Origin of the sequence: Streptomyces clavifer (assembly GCF_036345975.1) — a bacterium.
Lineage (GTDB): Bacteria > Actinomycetota > Actinomycetes > Streptomycetales > Streptomycetaceae > Streptomyces > Streptomyces clavifer.
The window spans coordinates 2,544,543-2,561,900 of the sequence record NZ_CP107793.1; the positions used below are offsets into that span (position 1 = coordinate 2,544,543).

11 protein-coding genes are annotated in these 17,358 nt (G+C 71.4%); 8 read left to right on the top strand and 3 right to left on the bottom strand.

The window, feature by feature from the left end; translation table 11 throughout:
* Window positions 1–111 precede the first annotated feature (111 nt).
* The 5 genes from OG927_RS10990 to OG927_RS11010 all read left to right on the top strand — a co-directional run bounded on the left by OG927_RS10990 (window position 112) and on the right by OG927_RS11010 (window position 5,894).
* On the top strand, window positions 112–1,569 hold the full coding sequence (locus tag OG927_RS10990) for an amino acid permease (protein ID WP_330320065.1): 1,458 nt from the start codon (window positions 112–114) through the stop codon (window positions 1,567–1,569).
* A gap of 181 nt (window positions 1,570–1,750) precedes the next feature.
* Complete coding sequence (locus OG927_RS10995) at window positions 1,751–3,166, top strand: amino acid permease (RefSeq protein WP_124282776.1); 1,416 nt, start codon at window positions 1,751–1,753, stop codon at window positions 3,164–3,166.
* 43 nt (window positions 3,167–3,209) lie between these two features.
* Window positions 3,210–3,878, top strand: a complete 669-nt coding sequence (locus OG927_RS11000; RefSeq protein WP_330320066.1) for a CatB-related O-acetyltransferase — start codon at window positions 3,210–3,212, stop codon at window positions 3,876–3,878.
* 212 nt (window positions 3,879–4,090) lie between these two features.
* Window positions 4,091–5,155 (top strand): glycerophosphodiester phosphodiesterase family protein, encoded by a 1,065-nt coding sequence (locus OG927_RS11005; protein ID WP_330320067.1) that lies wholly within the window; start codon window positions 4,091–4,093, stop codon window positions 5,153–5,155.
* Between the two features lie 97 nt (window positions 5,156–5,252).
* Window positions 5,253–5,894 (top strand): superoxide dismutase, encoded by a 642-nt coding sequence (locus OG927_RS11010; protein WP_124282381.1) that lies wholly within the window; start codon window positions 5,253–5,255, stop codon window positions 5,892–5,894.
* Window positions 5,895–6,081: 187 nt separating this feature from the next.
* On the opposite strand, the gene OG927_RS11015 is transcribed toward OG927_RS11010, so the two are convergent.
* The 3 genes from OG927_RS11015 to OG927_RS11025 all read right to left on the bottom strand — a co-directional run bounded on the left by OG927_RS11015 (window position 6,082) and on the right by OG927_RS11025 (window position 9,756).
* A complete protein-coding gene (locus OG927_RS11015) occupies window positions 6,082–7,593 on the bottom strand; it encodes a pyridoxal phosphate-dependent decarboxylase family protein (protein WP_330320068.1) in 1,512 nt (503 codons plus the stop codon).
* The gene (locus tag OG927_RS11020; RefSeq protein WP_330320069.1) at window positions 7,583–8,953 is read right to left on the bottom strand and encodes an MFS transporter; all 1,371 of its coding nucleotides are present in this window, start codon (window positions 8,951–8,953) and stop codon (window positions 7,583–7,585) included. The genes OG927_RS11015 and OG927_RS11020 overlap by 11 nt, the downstream gene beginning before the upstream one ends.
* 152 nt (window positions 8,954–9,105) lie before the next feature.
* Window positions 9,106–9,756, bottom strand: coding sequence for a mycothiol-dependent nitroreductase Rv2466c family protein (locus OG927_RS11025; RefSeq protein ID WP_056785630.1), 651 nt, complete (start codon window positions 9,754–9,756; stop codon window positions 9,106–9,108).
* Window positions 9,757–9,899: 143 nt separating this feature from the next.
* Here OG927_RS11025 and pepN point away from each other — a divergent pair, with 143 nt between their 5' ends.
* The 3 genes from pepN to OG927_RS11040 all read left to right on the top strand — a co-directional run bounded on the left by pepN (window position 9,900) and on the right by OG927_RS11040 (window position 17,195).
* Complete coding sequence (gene pepN / locus OG927_RS11030) at window positions 9,900–12,479, top strand: aminopeptidase N (RefSeq protein ID WP_330320070.1); 2,580 nt, start codon at window positions 9,900–9,902, stop codon at window positions 12,477–12,479.
* A gap of 208 nt (window positions 12,480–12,687) precedes the next feature.
* Window positions 12,688–13,716, top strand: coding sequence for a hypothetical protein (locus OG927_RS11035; RefSeq protein WP_124282378.1), 1,029 nt, complete (start codon window positions 12,688–12,690; stop codon window positions 13,714–13,716).
* Window positions 13,717–13,886: 170 nt separating this feature from the next.
* Window positions 13,887–17,195 (top strand): S8 family serine peptidase, encoded by a 3,309-nt coding sequence (locus OG927_RS11040; protein WP_330320071.1) that lies wholly within the window; start codon window positions 13,887–13,889, stop codon window positions 17,193–17,195.
* Window positions 17,196–17,358 lie beyond the last annotated feature (163 nt).

The window sequence follows — 17,358 nt, forward strand, 5'->3', positions numbered from 1 at the left end:
CGTGATGCTGGTCACGGTGGTGAGGGTGGGGGCGGCTCTCCGCATCGGAAGGGGCCGGACAGCGTGAGACTGTAGGTTCCCCATAAATGATCCGAGAGTGACCCGCAGCTCATGCACGATGCGTCTTCCCCCACGCACGCCCCCGTCCCACCGGGATCCGGCCCGTCCGGATCCGGCTCGGCGGGACCCGGCCCGTCGGGGGCCCTTCCGCCCGAGCCCCTGGCGCACGGCCTCAAGCAGCGCCATCTGACGATGCTCGGGCTGGGCGGGGTGATCGGCGCCGGGCTGTTCGTCGGCTCGGGTGCCGGGATCGCGGTCGCCGGACCCGCCATCGTCGTCTCGTATCTGATCGCGGGCACGCTCGCGATGCTGGTGATGCGGATGCTCGGCGAGATGTCGGCGGCGATGCCCGCGTCCGGTTCGTTCTCCGTGCACGCGGAACGCGCCCTGGGCCGCTGGGCCGGGTTCAGTGTGGGCTGGCTCTACTGGTTCCTGCTGGTGGTGGTCCTCGCCGTGGAGGCGACGGCCGCGGCACAGATCGCCCACGCCTGGGTGCCGGCGGTGGAACCGTGGCTCTGGGTGCTGCTCTTCATGGTGGTGTTCACCGTGGCCAACCTGGCGGCCGTGAAGAACTTCGGCGAGTTCGAATTCTGGTTCGCCGCGCTGAAGGTGACCGCGATCGTGGTCTTCCTGGCGCTCGGCCTGCTGGCCGTCTTCGGGGTGCTCCCGGACACCGATCCCGTGGGACTGACGAACCTCACCGGCCAGGGCGGCTTCCTGCCGAACGGCTGGGGTGGCGTTGTCTCGGGTGTGCTCACGGTCGTGTTCGCCTTCGGCGGGCTGGAGGTGCTGACGATCGCGGCGGCGGAGACCGATGATCCGGCACGTGCGGTGGGGCGTGCGGTGCGCAGCGCGGTGGTGCGCATCCTCTTCTTCTACGTCGGTTCGATGCTGGTGATCGTGACCGTGCTGCCGTGGACCGCTCAGCGGGCGGGTCTCAGCCCGTACGTGAAGGTGCTGGACGCGATCGGGGTGCCGTCGGCCGGGCAGATCATGAACATCGTGGTGTTCGTGGCGCTGCTCTCGGCACTCAACGCCAATCTGTACGGGTCGTCCCGGATGGTCTTCTCGCTCGCCGAACGCGGCGAGGCGCCGCGCGCACTGCTCAAGGTGTCGGGAAACGGCGCCGGCGGGGTGCCGCGGCGGGCGGTGCTGGCCTCGGCGTCCTTCGGCTTCGCCTCCGTGCTGCTCAACCTGAGGTGGCCCGACTCGGTGTTCCTCTACCTGCTCAACTCGGTCGGCGCGGTCCTGCTGTTCGTCTGGGGCCTGATCGCCGCCTCGCAGCTACGACTGCGGCGCCGGCTGGAGCGTGAGGCACCGGGCGCCCTGGCCCTGCGGATGTGGTGCTTCCCGTATCTGACCTGGCTGACGCTGGCGGCCCTGCCGGCCGTCCTGCTGCTGATGCTCACGGACGACGCGGCCCGTCCTCAGGTGCTGTGGTCGGCGGGCGCCACCGGGCTGGTGCTGCTCGTCGCGGCGGTCCGGGAGCTGCGCGCACGCAGGGCTTGAGCCGGAGGGCCGTGGTGACGTGCGTCGCAGGGACACCGCCCATGTGGACCGGCGCGGCCGTACGCGGTTGTGCACGATGTGTGAGCCTGGTGACCGTATAGCGGACATCTGTTCCCTGTGGTCGGAGCGCGTGCTCAGACTGTGGGCCGACCTCGTCCCGACCAGTGAACAGAGCCCGTCCATGTCCCGGACCCCCGCGCCGCCCCCCACGGACGCCCCCGCCTCCGCCCCCGTCGCCGACTCCGCCCTCACGCACGGTCTCAAACAGCGCCATCTGTCGATGATCGCCCTCGGGGGAGTCATCGGGGCCGGGCTGTTCGTCGGCTCCGGCGCGGGGATCGCCGCCGCCGGCCCTTCGATCGTCCTCGCCTACGGCATCTCCGGGCTGCTGGTCATGTTCGTGATGCGGATGCTCGGCGAGATGTCGGCCGCCAATCCGGCGTCGGGTTCCTTCTCCGTCCACGCCGAGCGGGCGATCGGTCCGTGGGCGGGCTTCACCGCCGGGTGGTCGTTCTGGGTGCTGCTCTGCGTCGCCGTCGGTCTGGAGGCCATCGGCGCCGCGAAGATCGTCACGGGCTGGCTGCCCGGCACCCCGGAGTGGGCCTGGGTCGCCCTCTTCATGCTGGTCTTCCTGGGCACGAACCTGGCGGCGGTGAAGAACTTCGGCGAGTTCGAATTCTGGTTCGCGGCGCTGAAGGTCGTCGCGATCACGCTCTTCCTGGTCCTCGGCGTGCTCGCGATCCTCGGCGTGCTGCCCGGCACGGACTCCCCCGGCGGCTCGAACCTCACCGGGGAGGGCGGCTTCCTGCCGAACGGCTCCGACGGATTCATCATCGGACTGCTCGCCTCCGTGTTCGCGTACGGCGGTCTGGAGACCGTCACCATCGCCGCGGCGGAGTCCGAGAACCCGGTGCGGGGCGTGGCCAAGGCGGTGCGTACGGCGATGTGGCGGATCGCGGTCTTCTACGTCGGCTCGATGGCGGTCATCGTCACCCTCGTCCCGTGGGACGACCCGGAGGTCGCCGAGGTCGGCCCCTTCTACGCGGCCCTCGATCGGCTGGGCATCAGCGGCGCCGCGGAGATCATGAACGTGGTCATCCTGGTCGCCCTGCTCTCCGCGATGAACGCGAACATCTACGGCGCTTCGCGCATGGCCCGTTCCCTCGTCGCACGCGGTCAGGGCCCCCGGCTGATCGGCACGGTCTCGTCCGGTGTCCCGCGCAACGCCGTGCTCGCCTCCTCCGTCTTCGGCTTCCTGTGCGTGCTGCTGAGCTACTGGCGCCCCGACGACGTCTTCCCGTGGCTGCTCAACATGATCGGCGCCGTGATCCTGGTCGTCTGGGTCTTCATCGCCGTCTCCCAGCTGATCCTGCGCAGCCGGCTGGAGCGCGAGTCGCCCGAGAAGCTCGTCGTACGGATGTGGCTCTTCCCGGTCCTGACGATCGTGGCGCTGCTCGCCATGGCGGGGATCTTCTTCCTGATGCTGCGCCAGCCCGAGACCCGCGACCAGCTGCTGGCGACCGGCGCGCTGACCGCGGTACTGATCGTGACGGGCCTGGTCCGGCAGAAGCGGGCGGAGCGCGGGGCGCGCACCTGAAATTCCCGTGCCCCCCGCACGGGTCTTCTGGGAGAGTGCCCGGATGAATCCCGCCCCCGTCCCCGCCGATCCCACGGTGCTGCACCCCATGCCCGGCCAGCCCAGGGTGGTGCAGCTGAAGCCCCTGGCCACCTCGCCCCTCATCGAGGTCGGCGAGTACTCGTACTACGACGACCCCGATGACGCGACGGCGTTCGAGACCCGCAACGTGCTGTACCACTACGGTCCGGAGAAGCTCGTCATCGGCAGGTTCTGCGCGCTGGGCACCGGGGTGCGGTTCCTCATGAACGGCGCCAACCACCGGATGGACGGCCCGTCCACGTTCCCGTTCCCCACCCTGGGCGGCTCCTGGGCCGACCACTTCGACCTGCTGACGGGTCTGCCGGGCCGGGGCGACACCGTGGTGGGCCACGACGTGTGGTTCGGTTACCGGTCGACCGTGATGCCGGGCGTGCGCATCGGCAACGGCGCGATCATCGCCGCGGGCGCGGTGGTCACCCGCGACGTCCCGGACTACGGGATCGTCGGCGGCAACCCGGCGACACTGATCCGCACCCGTTACGACGACGCGGACATCGCCCGGCTGCTCGCCGTCGCCTGGTGGGACTGGCCCGCCGGGCACATCACCGAGCACGTCCGCACGATCATGTCCGGCGGCATCGACGAGCTGGAGGCGGCCGCGCCCGGGGGCGCACCCCGGCCGGGACGCTGAGCCCGACGAGCACCTCGCCCGGCAGCCACACGGAGGTACCGCACCGACCGGCCCGTCCTCGGGTCCCGGCCCGCACCCCTCCGGGCGGTCGGAGTTCGACACCCTCCGACGGCTCTACCCACGCCCGTACACGCTGCCGCAAGCCTCCGGCCGCCCTGTCGTAACCCCTCGTGGCTTTGGTGGGTCTCCCACCAGAGCCACGAGGAGACAGCATGTCCCAGCACCCCAGGCGCCGTTCGGTTCTCCTGGCCACGGCCGCCGTGTCGGCTGCCGCTGCGGCCCCGGCCGGCGCGGCCACGTCCGGCGGCACCCGCAGGCCCCGCGGTCCGCTCGTCATCGGCCACCGGGGCGCGGCCGGCTGGCGGCCCGAACACACCGCCTCCGCGTACACGTTCGCGGTGCGCGCCGGGGCCGACTGGATCGAGCCCGACCTCGTCCCGACGAAGGACCACGTCCTGGTCGTGCGCCACGAGAACGAGATCTCGGGTACGACGGACGTGGCCCGTCATCCGGAGTTCGCCGGCCGCCGCACCACGAAGACGGTGGACGGCCGTGCCGTCACCGGCTGGTTCACCGAGGACTTCACCCTCGCCGAGCTGAAGACCCTGCGCGCCGTGGAGCGGTTGCCCCTGGTCCGCAACCGCAACACGGTCTTCGACGGGCGCGAGCAGGTCATGACCTTCCAGGAGGTCGTGGACCTGGCCCGCGCGCTGTCGAAGGAGCACGGCCGCCGGATCACGGTGTTCCCCGAGACGAAGCACCCGACGTACTTCCGTTCGATAGGCCTGCCGCTGGAACCGGAGCTGGTGCGGGCCGCCCGCCGCAACCGCCTCACCGCCCGGGACTGCGTCGTCCAGTCCTTCGAGCCGTCCAGCCTCCACCTGGTGGCGGAGGCGCGGCTCGGTCTCCCGCTCTGGCAGGCACTGGGCGCGAGCGGCGGTCCGTACGGCCATCCGGTCACCTACCAGGAGATGGCGACGCCGGCCGGGCTGCGCGAGATCGCCTCGTACGCGCAGTGGATCGGGCCCGACAAGTCGTCGCTCGTGCCCCCGCTCACCCTGCTGGCCGACGCCCACGCGGCGGGGCTGAAGGTCGGTGCGTACACCTTCCGCGCCGAGAACCAGTACCTCCCGGCGACGTACCGCAGGGGCACCGTACCGGCCGAATTCGGTGACGCCTTCGCGGAGTACGCCTTCCACTTCGGCCAGGGGGTGGACGCGGTCGTCACGGACTTCCCGGACCTGGCGGCGACGGCGCGCGACAGCCTCCGGTCCTAGGTCCGGAGGCTGATCACTTTCCGACCTTCCTGCTGCTAGCCTGCAGATGCGAACAACTTGCAATAACAACACGCCAGCAGCTGGAGGGTTCGAACCCATGGCCACGTACACGCTTCCGGAACTCCCGTACGACTACGCGGCGCTCGAACCGGTCATCAACCCGCAGATCGTCGAGCTCCACCACGACAAGCACCACGCGGCGTACGTCAAGGGCGCGAACGACACCCTGGAGCAGCTGGAAGAGGCCCGGGACAAGGAGGCCTGGGGTGCGATCAACGGCCTCCAGAAGAACCTCGCCTTCCACCTCTCGGGCCACATCCTGCACTCGATCTACTGGCACAACATGACCGGTGACGGCGGCGGCGAGCCCCTCGCCGCGGACGGTGTGGGCGACCTGGCCGACGCGATCACCGAGTCCTTCGGCTCGTACGCGGGCTTCAAGTCCCAGCTGACGAAGGCCGCGGCGACCACGCAGGGTTCGGGCTGGGGCGTCCTGGCGTACGAACCGGTGAGCGGCCGGCTGATCGTCGAGCAGGTCTACGACCACCAGGGCAACGTCGGCCAGGGCTCGGTCCCGATCCTGGTCTTCGACGCCTGGGAGCACGCGTTCTACCTGCAGTACAAGAACCAGAAGGTCGACTTCATCGAGGCGATGTGGCGCGTCGTGAACTGGCAGGACGTGGCCAAGCGGTACGCCGCCGCCAAGGAGCGCGCGGACGTGCTCCTGCTGGCCCCCTGACGGCCTCCGGGCGTCCTGCCTCGTGATCGTCTTCTCAACCTTCACCCGGCAGGCGGATCAACGGAGAATCCCCGCGAGGACATGACTCGCGGGGGTTCTCCCATGTCCGGGGGCCTCACGCCCGAGGGCGTCACGCTTGTGCGCCGGGTGCGGCGCCGCGTGCGCCGGCGCGGGGCCCGGGCCGCCCTCAGACGTGGAACACGGAGCCGATGAACTCCGCGAGCAGCCGCTCCTTGAGCGCCTGCGGCAGGGCGTCGAGCAGGACGAGCACGGGGGCCGTCCTGCCGGGCAGTCCTGCGCCGCCGCCGAGTCCGGCGAAGGCGAGGACGGCCGCGACCTCCTCCGGTCCGAGGGTCTGCGGGTCCAGCCCGGCGGCGAGTTCGGCGAGTCCGGGGTCGACGGTGACCGGCGGCAGGCCGCGGGCCTTCGCCAGGGCCGCCGCGAGGTCGTCGAGCAGGGCGTCGACCCGGCCGACCGTGGCGGGGGTGAGCGTGAGGTGCAGGTTGGGCGGCAGGCCGTCGAAGGAGAGCTGGGGCTGGAGGTACCAGCCGAGCGCACGCATCTCGTCGGCGAGGTGCAGCAGCAGGCTGAGGTCGGGAGCGCCGTGAGCACCGGCAACCGCTTCGCAGCCGCCCTCCCCCAGGACGGTGAAGGCGACGAGCCCGGCGCCGGGTTCGCCGAGCACCCGCACGCCACCCGTCGCCCTCAGCCCGGCCAGCAGCCGGTCCGAGGCCTCGGCGACCCGGCCCGCGAGGGCGGTGTAGCCCTCCTCCCCCACGTGCTGGAGCACCGCCCAGGCCTGGGCCAGCAGACCACCGGACTTGGTGCCCTGCACGGTCGGGTTGACGACGGGGTAGCCGGGCCAGCCGGCGTGCGCGAAGTACTGGTGGCGGCGGAGCTCGGCGTCCCGGTAGAGGACCACGGAGGCGCCCTTGTCTGCGTACGCGTACTTGTGCAGGTCCACGGAGAGCGAGGTGACGCCGGGCACCGACAGGTCGAAGGGCGGCACCTCGCGCCCCCCGCGCCGCAGGTAGGGCAGGATCCAGCCGCCGATGCAGGCGTCCACATGACAGAGCACCCCGGCCTCGGCGGCGGCTGCGGCGATCTCCGCGACGGGGTCGATCACCCCGTGGGCGTACGAGGGCGCCGAGGCGACCACGAGGACGGTGCGGTCGGTGAGCGCGGCGGCCACGGCGTCGGCGTCGGCGCGGAAGGTGGCCGGGTCGACGGGCACCACGACCGTTTCCACACCCAGGTAGGCGGCGGCCTTGTGGAAGGCCGCGTGAGCGGTGGAGGGCATCACCAGCTGGGGGTCGGTGACGCCGCGGACCGACCGGGCGTGGTCACGGGCGGTCTTGACGGCGAGCAGGATGCTCTCCGTGCCGCCGCTGGTGAACGTGCCCTGGGCGCCGGGGGCACCGAGCAGGGCGGCGACCGCCGCGACCAGGTCGTTCTCCAGCCGGGCGACGCTCGGGAAGACCGTCGGGTCGAGTCCGTTGACCGTCGCGAAGGCGGTGTACGCCTCCGCCGCCAGCTCGTCCAGGCCGTCCAGGCCCGCGTCGTAGACGTAGGCGAAGGTGCGGCCTCCCCGGGTGGGCGCGTCGGACTCGCGCAGGGCCCGCAGTTCGGCGAGGACGTCGGCGGCGGGGCGTCCGTCGGGCAGGGCGCGGGCGGGAGCGGATGCGGGGTCAGTCGGCACGGGCTGGCTCTTCCTCGAGGGGGACGGGCTCGGTCGGGGGCTCGTGGTAGCGGTGCAGCAGCCAGAGGCTGGCGAGCGCGAGGACGGCGGGCAGCACGCTCATCCCCGCGGTGATCCCGGTCAGCGCGGCGTCCGGCTGGTCCACGTGGTGGGCGGCGTCGGAGGAGCGGAAGCCCGTCACGGCCAGGACCAGGGCGAACACCCCGGCGCCCAGGGCGAAGGCCAGGGTCTCGGCGGCGGTCCACAACCCGGTGAAGGTCGCGGCCCGCCGCTTTCCGGTGCGGGCGGCGTCGGCGGCCAGGGTGTCCGCGAGCATCGTCAGGGGGAGCAGTTGCAGCCCGGCGTAGGCGATGCCGACGAGGACGACCGCCGCGTAGCCGACGGCGGGGCCGCCGGTACCGGTGAAGGCGAGGACCACCGCCCCCGCGGTGTAGAGCAGGGACGCGCACCACTGGGCGTACGTCACACCCCTGCGGCGGGCCAGCCGGTTCCAGAGCGGCATGCACAGGACCAGCGGGCCGATCAGACAGGCGAACAGCGGCGTGACCGCGCCGGCCGAGCCGAGGGTGTACGTGGCGAAGTACTGGACGCCCGCGAGCATCACGCCGATCGCGAGGGCCTGCAGGGTCCACATCCCGGCCAGGTACAGGAAGGGGCGGTGGGAGCGGGCGGTGGCGAGCTGGGCCCGCAGGGAGGGCTCGGCCTCGCTGCGGGCGACCGCCGGGGCCCGCCGGGTGGCGGCCCACGCCCCGAACATGCCGACGGCCAGCAGCACCGCGACGGCGATGCCCATCAGCCGGTAGCTCTCCGGGGTGTCCCCGTCGGCGTGCGCGATCGCGGGGGCGAGCGCGCCGGACAGCAGGATCGCGACGCCGAGGAACCCCACCCGCCAGCCCAGGACGCGACCGCGCTCCCGCGGGTCCTCGGTCATCTCGGCGGGCATCGTCACGTACGGGACCTGGAAGACGGCGTACGCCGTGGCGGCGAGCAGGAACAGGACGGCGACGTACCCGGCGGCCGCGGCGCCCCGGAGCGGGGGCGCGGCGAAGATCAGCGCGAAGAGCGGCGGCAGGGTGCAGGCGCCGATCAGCAGGAACGGGCGGCGCGGTCCGCCGCGCAGTGCGCTGCGGTCGGAGAGGGCGCCGACCAGCGGGTTGATCAGGACGTCCCAGGCCTTGGGCAGGAAGACCGCGGCCCCGGCGACGGCGGCGGGCACGGCGAGGACGTTGGTGAGGTAGTAGAGGAGGATCAGGCCGGGCACGGTGGCGAAGGTGCCGGTGCACAGGGAGCCGAGTCCGTAGCCGACCCGCACGGTGCGAGGCAGCGGCGTGGCTGCGTCCTGAGGGGTGGCGGCTGGCATGGGCCAGAGCATGAACGACGGTCCGAGCGGTCGGCAAGGCCTCGCCCGGAGGGAATCGGGAACGCGGTACGCCGCAGGTCCCGACGGCGCCGGAACGCGGTACGCCGCGGGTCCCGGGAATCCCGGGCCCGCGGCGTACCGCGCGGGGCGGGTCAGTCGAAGACGGGACCCTGCGTACGCGTCCGCTTGATCTCGTAGAAGCCGGGGATCGACGCCACCAGCAGCGTGCCGTCCCACAGCTTCGCCGCGTCCTCGCCCTTCGGGGCGGGGGTGACGACCGGTCCGAAGAAGGCGATCTGCTCACCGTCGGGGCCCGGCACGGCGATGACCGGGGTGCCGACGTCCTGGCCGACCTTGTCGATGCCCTCCTGGTGGGAGGCGCGCAGCTCGGCGTCGTACGCGTCGGAGTCGGCGTACTCGGCGAGCTCCACCGGAAGGCCGACGTCCTCCAGCGACGCCACGACGGCCTCGCGGGTGGGTCCCTCGCCCTTGTTGTGGAAGCGGGTTCCCATGGCCGTGTACAGAGGGCCGACGACCTCGTCGCCGTGCTTCTCGCGGGCGGCGACCACGACGCGGACCGGGCCCCACGCCTTGGTGGCCAGCATGTCCCGGTACTCCTCGGGCAGCTCGTCCAGCCGGTTCTCGTTGAGGACGGCCAGGCTCATCACGTGCCAGCGGACCTCGACGTCACGGACCTTCTCCACCTCCAGCATCCAGCGGGAGGTCATCCAGGCCCAGGGACAGAGCGGGTCGAACCAGAAGTCCGCGGGCGTCCTGCCGTTCGACGTGCTGTTCTCGGGCATATCTCTCCTCAGAAGGTCGTCTCGCACCTGGGGTCGGAACGCCACGGGGCGCTCCCACCATTCCCGCTCACCGGCGCCGGCGGCCGCATGGGAGGATCCAGGGTGTTCGAATAAGCAGTAAATGAGTCACAAAGGAGTGCTCCGTGCCCGGTGAGAACCTGTCCCGCGACGAGGCCCGTGAACGGGCCGAGCTGCTGACCGTCGACGGATACGAGGTCGCCCTCGACCTGCGTTCCGCCGTCGGTGAGTCCGACGGGGAGGCGCCGCGCACCTTCCGCTCGGTGACCACGATCCGCTTCCGAGCCGCGCGCGCGGGGGCCTCGACCTTCGCCGACCTGGTGGCCCCGGCGGTGAGCACGGTGACGCTGAACGGGCGGGCGCTGGACCCGGCGGCCGTCTTCGACGGCACCCGGATCGCGCTGGACGGTCTCGCCGGGGGCGAGAACGTCCTGGTGGTCGACGCGCGGTGCGCCTACAGCCGGACGGGCGAGGGCATGCACCGCTTCGTCGACCCGGAGGACGGCGAGGTCTACCTCTACACCCAGTACGAGCCGGCCGACGCCCGGCGCGTCTACGCGAACTTCGAACAGCCCGACCTGAAGGCCCCGTACCGCTTCGAGGTGACGGCCCCCGAGGACTGGACGGTCCGCTCCAACGGCGCCGAGGAGTTCCACGAGGGCGAGGTGTGGCGGTTCGCGGAGACCAAGCCCATCTCGACGTACATCACGGCGGTCGTCGCGGGTCCCTACCACTGCGAGAGCGACCTCTACACCCGTACGTTCGACGACGGTTCGAAGCTGGAGATCCCGCTGGGCGCGATGTGCCGCAAGGGCCTCGCGCGGCACTTCGACGCGGACGACATCTTCCTGATCACCAAGCAGGGCCTGGACTTCTTCCACGACCACTTCGACTACCCGTACCCGTTCGGGAAGTACGACCAGGCCTTCGTGCCCGAGTACAACCTCGGCGCCATGGAGAACCCGGGCTGCGTCACCTTCCGCGAGGAGTACATCTACCGCGGCAAGGTCACCTCGGCGTCCTACGAGCGGCGCGCCAACGTCATCCTGCACGAGATGGCGCACATGTGGTTCGGCGACCTGGTCACCATGCGGTGGTGGGACGACCTGTGGCTGAAGGAGTCCTTCGCCGACTTCATGGGGACGTTCTCGATGGTGGAGGCCACCCGCTTCACCGACGGCTGGATCACCTTCGCCAACAACCGCAAGGCCTGGGCCTACCGAGCGGACCAGCTGCCGTCCACCCACCCGATCACGGCCGACATCCGTGACCTGGAGGACGCCAAGCTGAACTTCGACGGCATCACGTACGCCAAGGGCGCCTCGGTGCTGAAGCAGCTGGTGGCGTACGTGGGACGGGACGCGTTCCTGGAGGGGGCGCGCCGCTACTTCAAGCAGCACGCGTACGGCAACACCCGGCTGGGCGACCTCCTGTCGGTGCTGGCCGAGACGTCGGGGCGCGACATGACCGCCTGGTCGCGCTCATGGCTGCAGACCGCGGGCGTGAACGTCCTGACACCCGTCGTGACGTACGACGCGGCGGGCCGGATCGCCGAGCTCGCGGTCGTCCAGGAAGCGGCCGCCTCCCACCCGGAGCTGCGCCCGCACCGGGTGGCGATCGGTCTGTACCGGCTGACCCCGGAGGGTTCGCTGGTGCGGTACGCGCGCGCCGAGGCGGACGTCGCCGGTGAGCGCACCGTGATCACCGAGCTGGCGGGTGGCGAGAAGCCGGATCTGGTCCTGGTCAACGACGACGACCTCACCTACTGCAAGGTGCGCTTCGACGAGGGGTCCCTCGCCACGCTGCGCAAGCACCTGGGCGACATCACCGACCCGCTGGCCCGGGCGCTGTGCTGGTCCGCCCTGTGGAACCTGACCCGGGACGCAGTTCTGCCGGCCCGCGACTTCGTCTCCCTGGTTCTGGCGTCCGCCGGCAGGGAGTCCGACATCGGCGTGCTCCAGATGCTGCACGCCTGGGCGGAGTCGGCGCTCGACCACTACGCCGCGCCCGCGTGGCGCGAGGAGGGCGGCCGGGCGCTGGCCGAGGGGGCGCTGCGGGAACTGCGTCTCGCGGAGCCGGGCAGCCAGCACCAGCTGACGTGGGCGCGCTTCTTCGCGTCGGTCGCCGCCTCGGACGCGGACTTCGAGCTGCTGGGCGGCCTCCTCGACGGCTCGGCCGTGATCGAGGGCCTGGACGTCGACCAGGAGCTGCGCTGGGCGTTCCTTTCCCCGCTGGTCTCGCACGGGGTGGCCGACGAGGCGGTCGTCGACGCCGAACTGGCCCGCGACGACACGGCGTCCGGCAAGCGTCACCACGTGCGGTGTCTGGCCTCCCGCCCCTCGGCGGCGGTCAAGGCGCAGGCCTGGGCGGCGGTCGTCGAGTCGGACAAGCTTTCCAACGCCCTCGTCGGGGCGACGATCTCGGGCTTCGCGCAGCCCTCGCAGCGGGAGCTGCTGGCGCCGTACACCGCCTCGTACTTCGAGGCCGTCGAGCGGGTGTGGGACCAGCGGTCCATCCAGATCGGCATGGATGTGGTCAAGGGACTGTTCCCGGGACTGCAGGACGACCCCGCGACGCTCGCGGCGACGGACGCGTGGCTGACCTCGCACCCGGCCGCCGCCCCGGCACTGCGGCGGCTGGTCCTGGAGGCGCGGGACGACCTGGCCCGCGCCCTGCGGGGCCAGGAGCGCGACGCGGAGGTCTGATCCGGCCCGGCGCGCGTCCCCGGCTGGGCGCGGCGCCCGCCGGTCCGTGCGCCCCGTACGCCAGTGCGGGGCGCACGCCGCACCATCCCCGGCGCGACCACTCTTTTCGACCTTCGAACTTCCGTACTTTAGGACGGTGTTGTCCTGGAATGTCAACGAGCGTGTAACACGGGTTACTGACACGTGGGCCTGCGGGAACCTCCCGGACATGACCCAGAACACCCCGCTGTCCCCCCGCACCCTCCACGAGGTGCGCCCGCGCGTGTGGTCCACGGAGCAGTTGCGTGCCCGGGGCGTGACCGCCGCGCAGACCGCCGCGCAGTGCCTGCCCGGTGGATCGTGGCAGCAGCTGCTCCCCGGTGTGTACCTCCTGGACCCCGGCCCGCCGACAAGCCAGGAGCGGGTGCACGGCGCCCTGTTGTACGCCGGGCGCCCGCCGGCGTCCGCGCGGCGGACCGCACCCGACCGGTCCGGCCCGGGGTACGGCGAGGCGATGGTCACCGGGCTCGCGGCCCTGGCCCTGTACGGCTTCGAGGCCGCCCCGCCGGTGATCGCGCTGCACCGGATCGACGTGCTGGTGCCGCGCACGAGGCGGCTGCGCTCCACCCGATTCGTCCAGGTGACGCGAGCTGCCCCGCTGCCTCGCCCGGAGCACCGGCTCGGGGTACCGCTGGCCCCGGTGGAGCGGGCCCTCGCGGACGCGGTCTCCACGCTCACGGACGCGCGCACGGTGCACCGGATCCTGACGGAGGCGGTGCGCGGCGGGCACTGCGAGCCCGCCGCGGTCGTACGGGAGCTCGGCGCGGCGCGACTGCTGGGCCGGACACACGTGGTCGGCGCCGTCGACGCGCTGCTCGCCGAGGGACGGGCGGTGGCGGAGGGCCGGCTCTACGCGATGGTGCGCGGCCACGGCCTTCCGGAGCCGCTGTGGAACGTGGACCTGTGCCTGCCCGGTGGCGCCCTCCTGGGCACGGTGGACGCGTACTGGCCCGAGCAGGCCGTCGCGCTGGAGCTCGGCACCCGGGCGCCCCGCAAGGGGCCCGCCGCCCTCTCCGAGGAGGACGTCGCCTTCACCACGGAACGCGAGCATCTGGAGCGGCTCGGGGTCACGGTCGTCCGGGTCACACCGAGGAAGCTGCGCGAGACGCCGGCGCAGCAGGCCGTGGTGGTGCGTACGGCCATGATGGCGGCCGAGGACCGCGAGCCCGCCGCCCATGTGGTGGTCCTGCCGCGCTGAGCGGCGATTCCACCCCGTTCGTCCCGTGTGGCGCACCGGAAACAGTGGCGGATCTACGCCATGTGCGTTTCTCACACCCGTCAAGTCTCCACAAACCCCTGTCATTTGCGAAAGGCTGAGCGGTCATCGGGTACCGAATTCCGGACTCTCTCTTTCGTTCACACACAGGGATGCTGATGACCAAGGAATCCCCCAGCTCCATACCCGGGGCGAGACGCGCGGCGCGCATCGCGGCCGCCGCCGGTCTGGCGGCCGCGCTGGCCGCCTCCGGCGCCGCTCCGGTCTTCGCCGCGGACGACCCGGCGACCACGCCGGTGAAGCCCGCCGCCACCAGCGACACGGGTGACAAGCTCGGTGCGGCCGACGCCGACGTGCTGGCGAAGGCCGAGGCCGAGGGCGAGAAGAACGTCACCATGATGGTCGCCACCGCCCCCGGTGCGACCGAGCAGGTCGCCCGGCAGCTGGACGCCGTCAAGGGGTCCGTGCTGGGACAGACGTACGACAAGCTCGGCTACGTCCGGGCGACCGTGCCGACGGCCACGGCCGAGGCCACCATCAAGGCGGCCCAGAAGCTGTCGTCCGTCCACGGCATCGATCTCAAGCAGGAGATCGTGCTGGACGACCCGACGCCCGCGGGCGACCGGACGGCCGGGGCCAAGCAGGCCAAGGCGACGGGCAGTTACCCGGCGCCCGGGAAGAACACCCCGGCGAAGAACCCGTACAACCCGTCCTTCGAGACGGGTGCGGTCGACTTCGTGAAGCAGCACCCGAAGGCCGACGGCCGCGGCATCACCATCGGTGTCCTGGACTCCGGTGTGGACGTCTCCCACCCCGCCCTCCAGAAGACCACCACCGGCGAGCGCAAGATCGTCGACTGGGTGACGGCCACCGACCCCGTGAACGACGGTGACGGCACCTGGCTGAAGATGGTCGAAGGTGTGGCGGGCCCGACGTTCACGAGCGGCGGCACGACGTACTCGGCACCGGCGGGCACGTACAAGTTCAGCCTGTTCAAGGAGGCCGCCACCCGGGGCGGCGACATGGCGGGCGACCTCAACCGCGACGGTGACACCACCGACGTGTGGGGCGTGCTCTACGACCCGGTCACCGGCACCACGCGGGTCGACCTGAACAGCAACGCCGACTTCGCCGACGACGCCGTGCTGAAGCCCTACAAGGACAAGCACCAGGTCGCCTACTTCGGCACGGACGACCCGCGGACCGAGGTCGCCGAGCGCATCCCATTCGTCGTCGAGAACCGCAAGAACGTCGTCTTCAACGCGGCCGGCGACCGGGCCGACTTCGTGAGCATCGGTGTCATCGAGGGTTCGCACGGCACGCACGTCGCGGGCATCACGGCGGCCAACGGCCTGTTCGGCGGCAAGATGAACGGCGCGGCGCCCGGCGCCAAGGTCGTCTCCTCGCGCGCCTGCACCTGGTCCGGCGGCTGCACCAACATCGCGCTGACCGAGGGCATGATCGACCTCGTCGTGAACCGCGGTGTCGACGTCGTCAACATGTCGATCGGCGGCCTGCCGGCCCTCAACGACGGCAACAACGCCCGCGCCGAGCTCTACAAGCGGCTCATCGACATCTACGGCGTCCAGCTGGTCATCTCGGCCGGCAACGACGGCCCGGGCGTCAACACCATCGGCGACCCCGGCCTCGCCGACCACGTCATCTCGGTGGGCGCGTCGATCTCCAAGGAGACCTGGGCCGCCAACTACGGCTCCCACGTCACCAAGAAGTACGGCATGCTGCCCTTCTCCTCGCGCGGTCCGCGTGAGGACGGCGGCTTCGCGCCGATCCTGACGGCTCCGGGTGCGTCCATCAACACCACCCAGACCTGGTCGGCCGGCGGTCCGGTCAAGGAGGCGGGATACTCGCTCCCCGCCGGGTACTCCATGCTGCAGGGCACCTCGATGTCCTCGCCGCAGGCCGCGGGCGCCACGGCGCTCCTCCTGTCCGCCGCGGAGCAGAAGAACATCGAGCTGCCCCCGGCCGACCTGCGCACCGCGCTGACCAGCACCGCCACCCACATCACGGGCGTGCCCGCGCACGCCCAGGGTGCCGGTCTGATCGACATCGTCGGCGCCTGGAAGCAGATCGAGAAGAAGGGCGCCGCGGCGCACGAGTACACGGTGAAGGCTCCGGTCGACACCGCGATCGACTTCGCGCTGAAGACCCCGGGCTTCGGCACGGGCCTGTACGACCGTGAGGGCGGCCTGAAGGCCGGCCAGAAGAAGTCGTACGACGTCACCGTCACCCGCACCACGGGTCCGGACCGCGCCGTCGCGCACAAGCTGTCCTGGAAGAACAACGACGGCACCTTCAAGCTGACCGGTTCGAGCACCGTCTCGCTGCCGCTCGGCAAGCCGGTGACCGTGAAGGTCACGGCGAAGCCCGGCAGTGCGGGCGTGCACAGCGCGATCCTGCAGGTGGACGACAAGAAGACCGTCGGCGTGGACCAGCAGATCCTCTCCACGGTGGTCGTCGCCAAGGACCTGGTGAAGCCGGCGTACGCGTTCTCGACGTCCGGCTCGGTGCAGCGCAACGGCACCACGTCGTACTTCCTGAACGTGCCGGAGGGTGCCGAGACCCTCGAGGTCGCGCTGAGCGCCCTGCGCTCGGGCAGCCAGACGCGGTTCATCTCCATCCACCCCTACGGGGTCGCGGTGGAGGACAGCGCCACGATCTACTGCTACCCGAACTACGAGAGCCCGGCCAACACCTGCCGCCCGGACACGCGGTCCTACAAGGACCCGCAGCCCGGCGTCTGGGAGATCGAGGTCGAGTCCCGCCGTACGTCGCCGCTGCTGGACAACCCGTACAAGCTGGATGTCACGCTGCTCGGCGCCTCCTTCGACCCGGCGGTGCAGACCATCGCCGAGGCGAAGATCGGCACCCCGGCCGCGGTGGACTGGACGGTCACCAACAACGCCGGTGACCTGGAGGGCAAGCTCAAGGGCGGCTCGCTGGGCTCGGCCGACGTGGAGCGTCCGTCGATCTCCACGGGTGGCGAGTACGTCAAGGAGGTCACCATCGGTGCGGGCGTCGAGAAGCTGGACGTCGCCATCGGCGGCACCTCGGACGCCAACGCCGACATCGACCTGTACGTCCTCAGGAACGGGGTGGAGGTCGGCAGCTCGACCACGGCGGGCTCGGAGGAGTCCGTCAGCCTCGTGAAGCCGGCGGCCGGCACCTACACCGTCGTGATCGACGGCTACTCGGTCCCGGCCGGGACCACCGAGTACGACTACCGGGACGTGTACTACGCCCCGTCGCTCGGCGCGATCAAGGTCGACGAGTCGAAGACCGTGAACCTGGTCAACGGCGCGTCCGCCCAGGTCGGCGCCGAGGTCGTGGTCGCCGGAGCGGCCCCCGAGGGCCGTCAGTTCTTCGGTGAGGTCCAGCTGGTGAACTCCCGCGGCACCGCGGCGGGCACCGGCAGCGTCGTGATCGAGAAGGTCACGCCGTAACGGCCGTGACCGTGTGATCCGCACGACACGCACGGACTGTGGGGCGGGGGCTCGTAAGGGCTCCCGCCCCACAGCTCTGTCCGCGTCCTGTCCGTCTGCCGGACAATGGATTGGACAAGGAAGCCCTGGACAGACACATCATGGAACGGCAACCGTGCCCGTT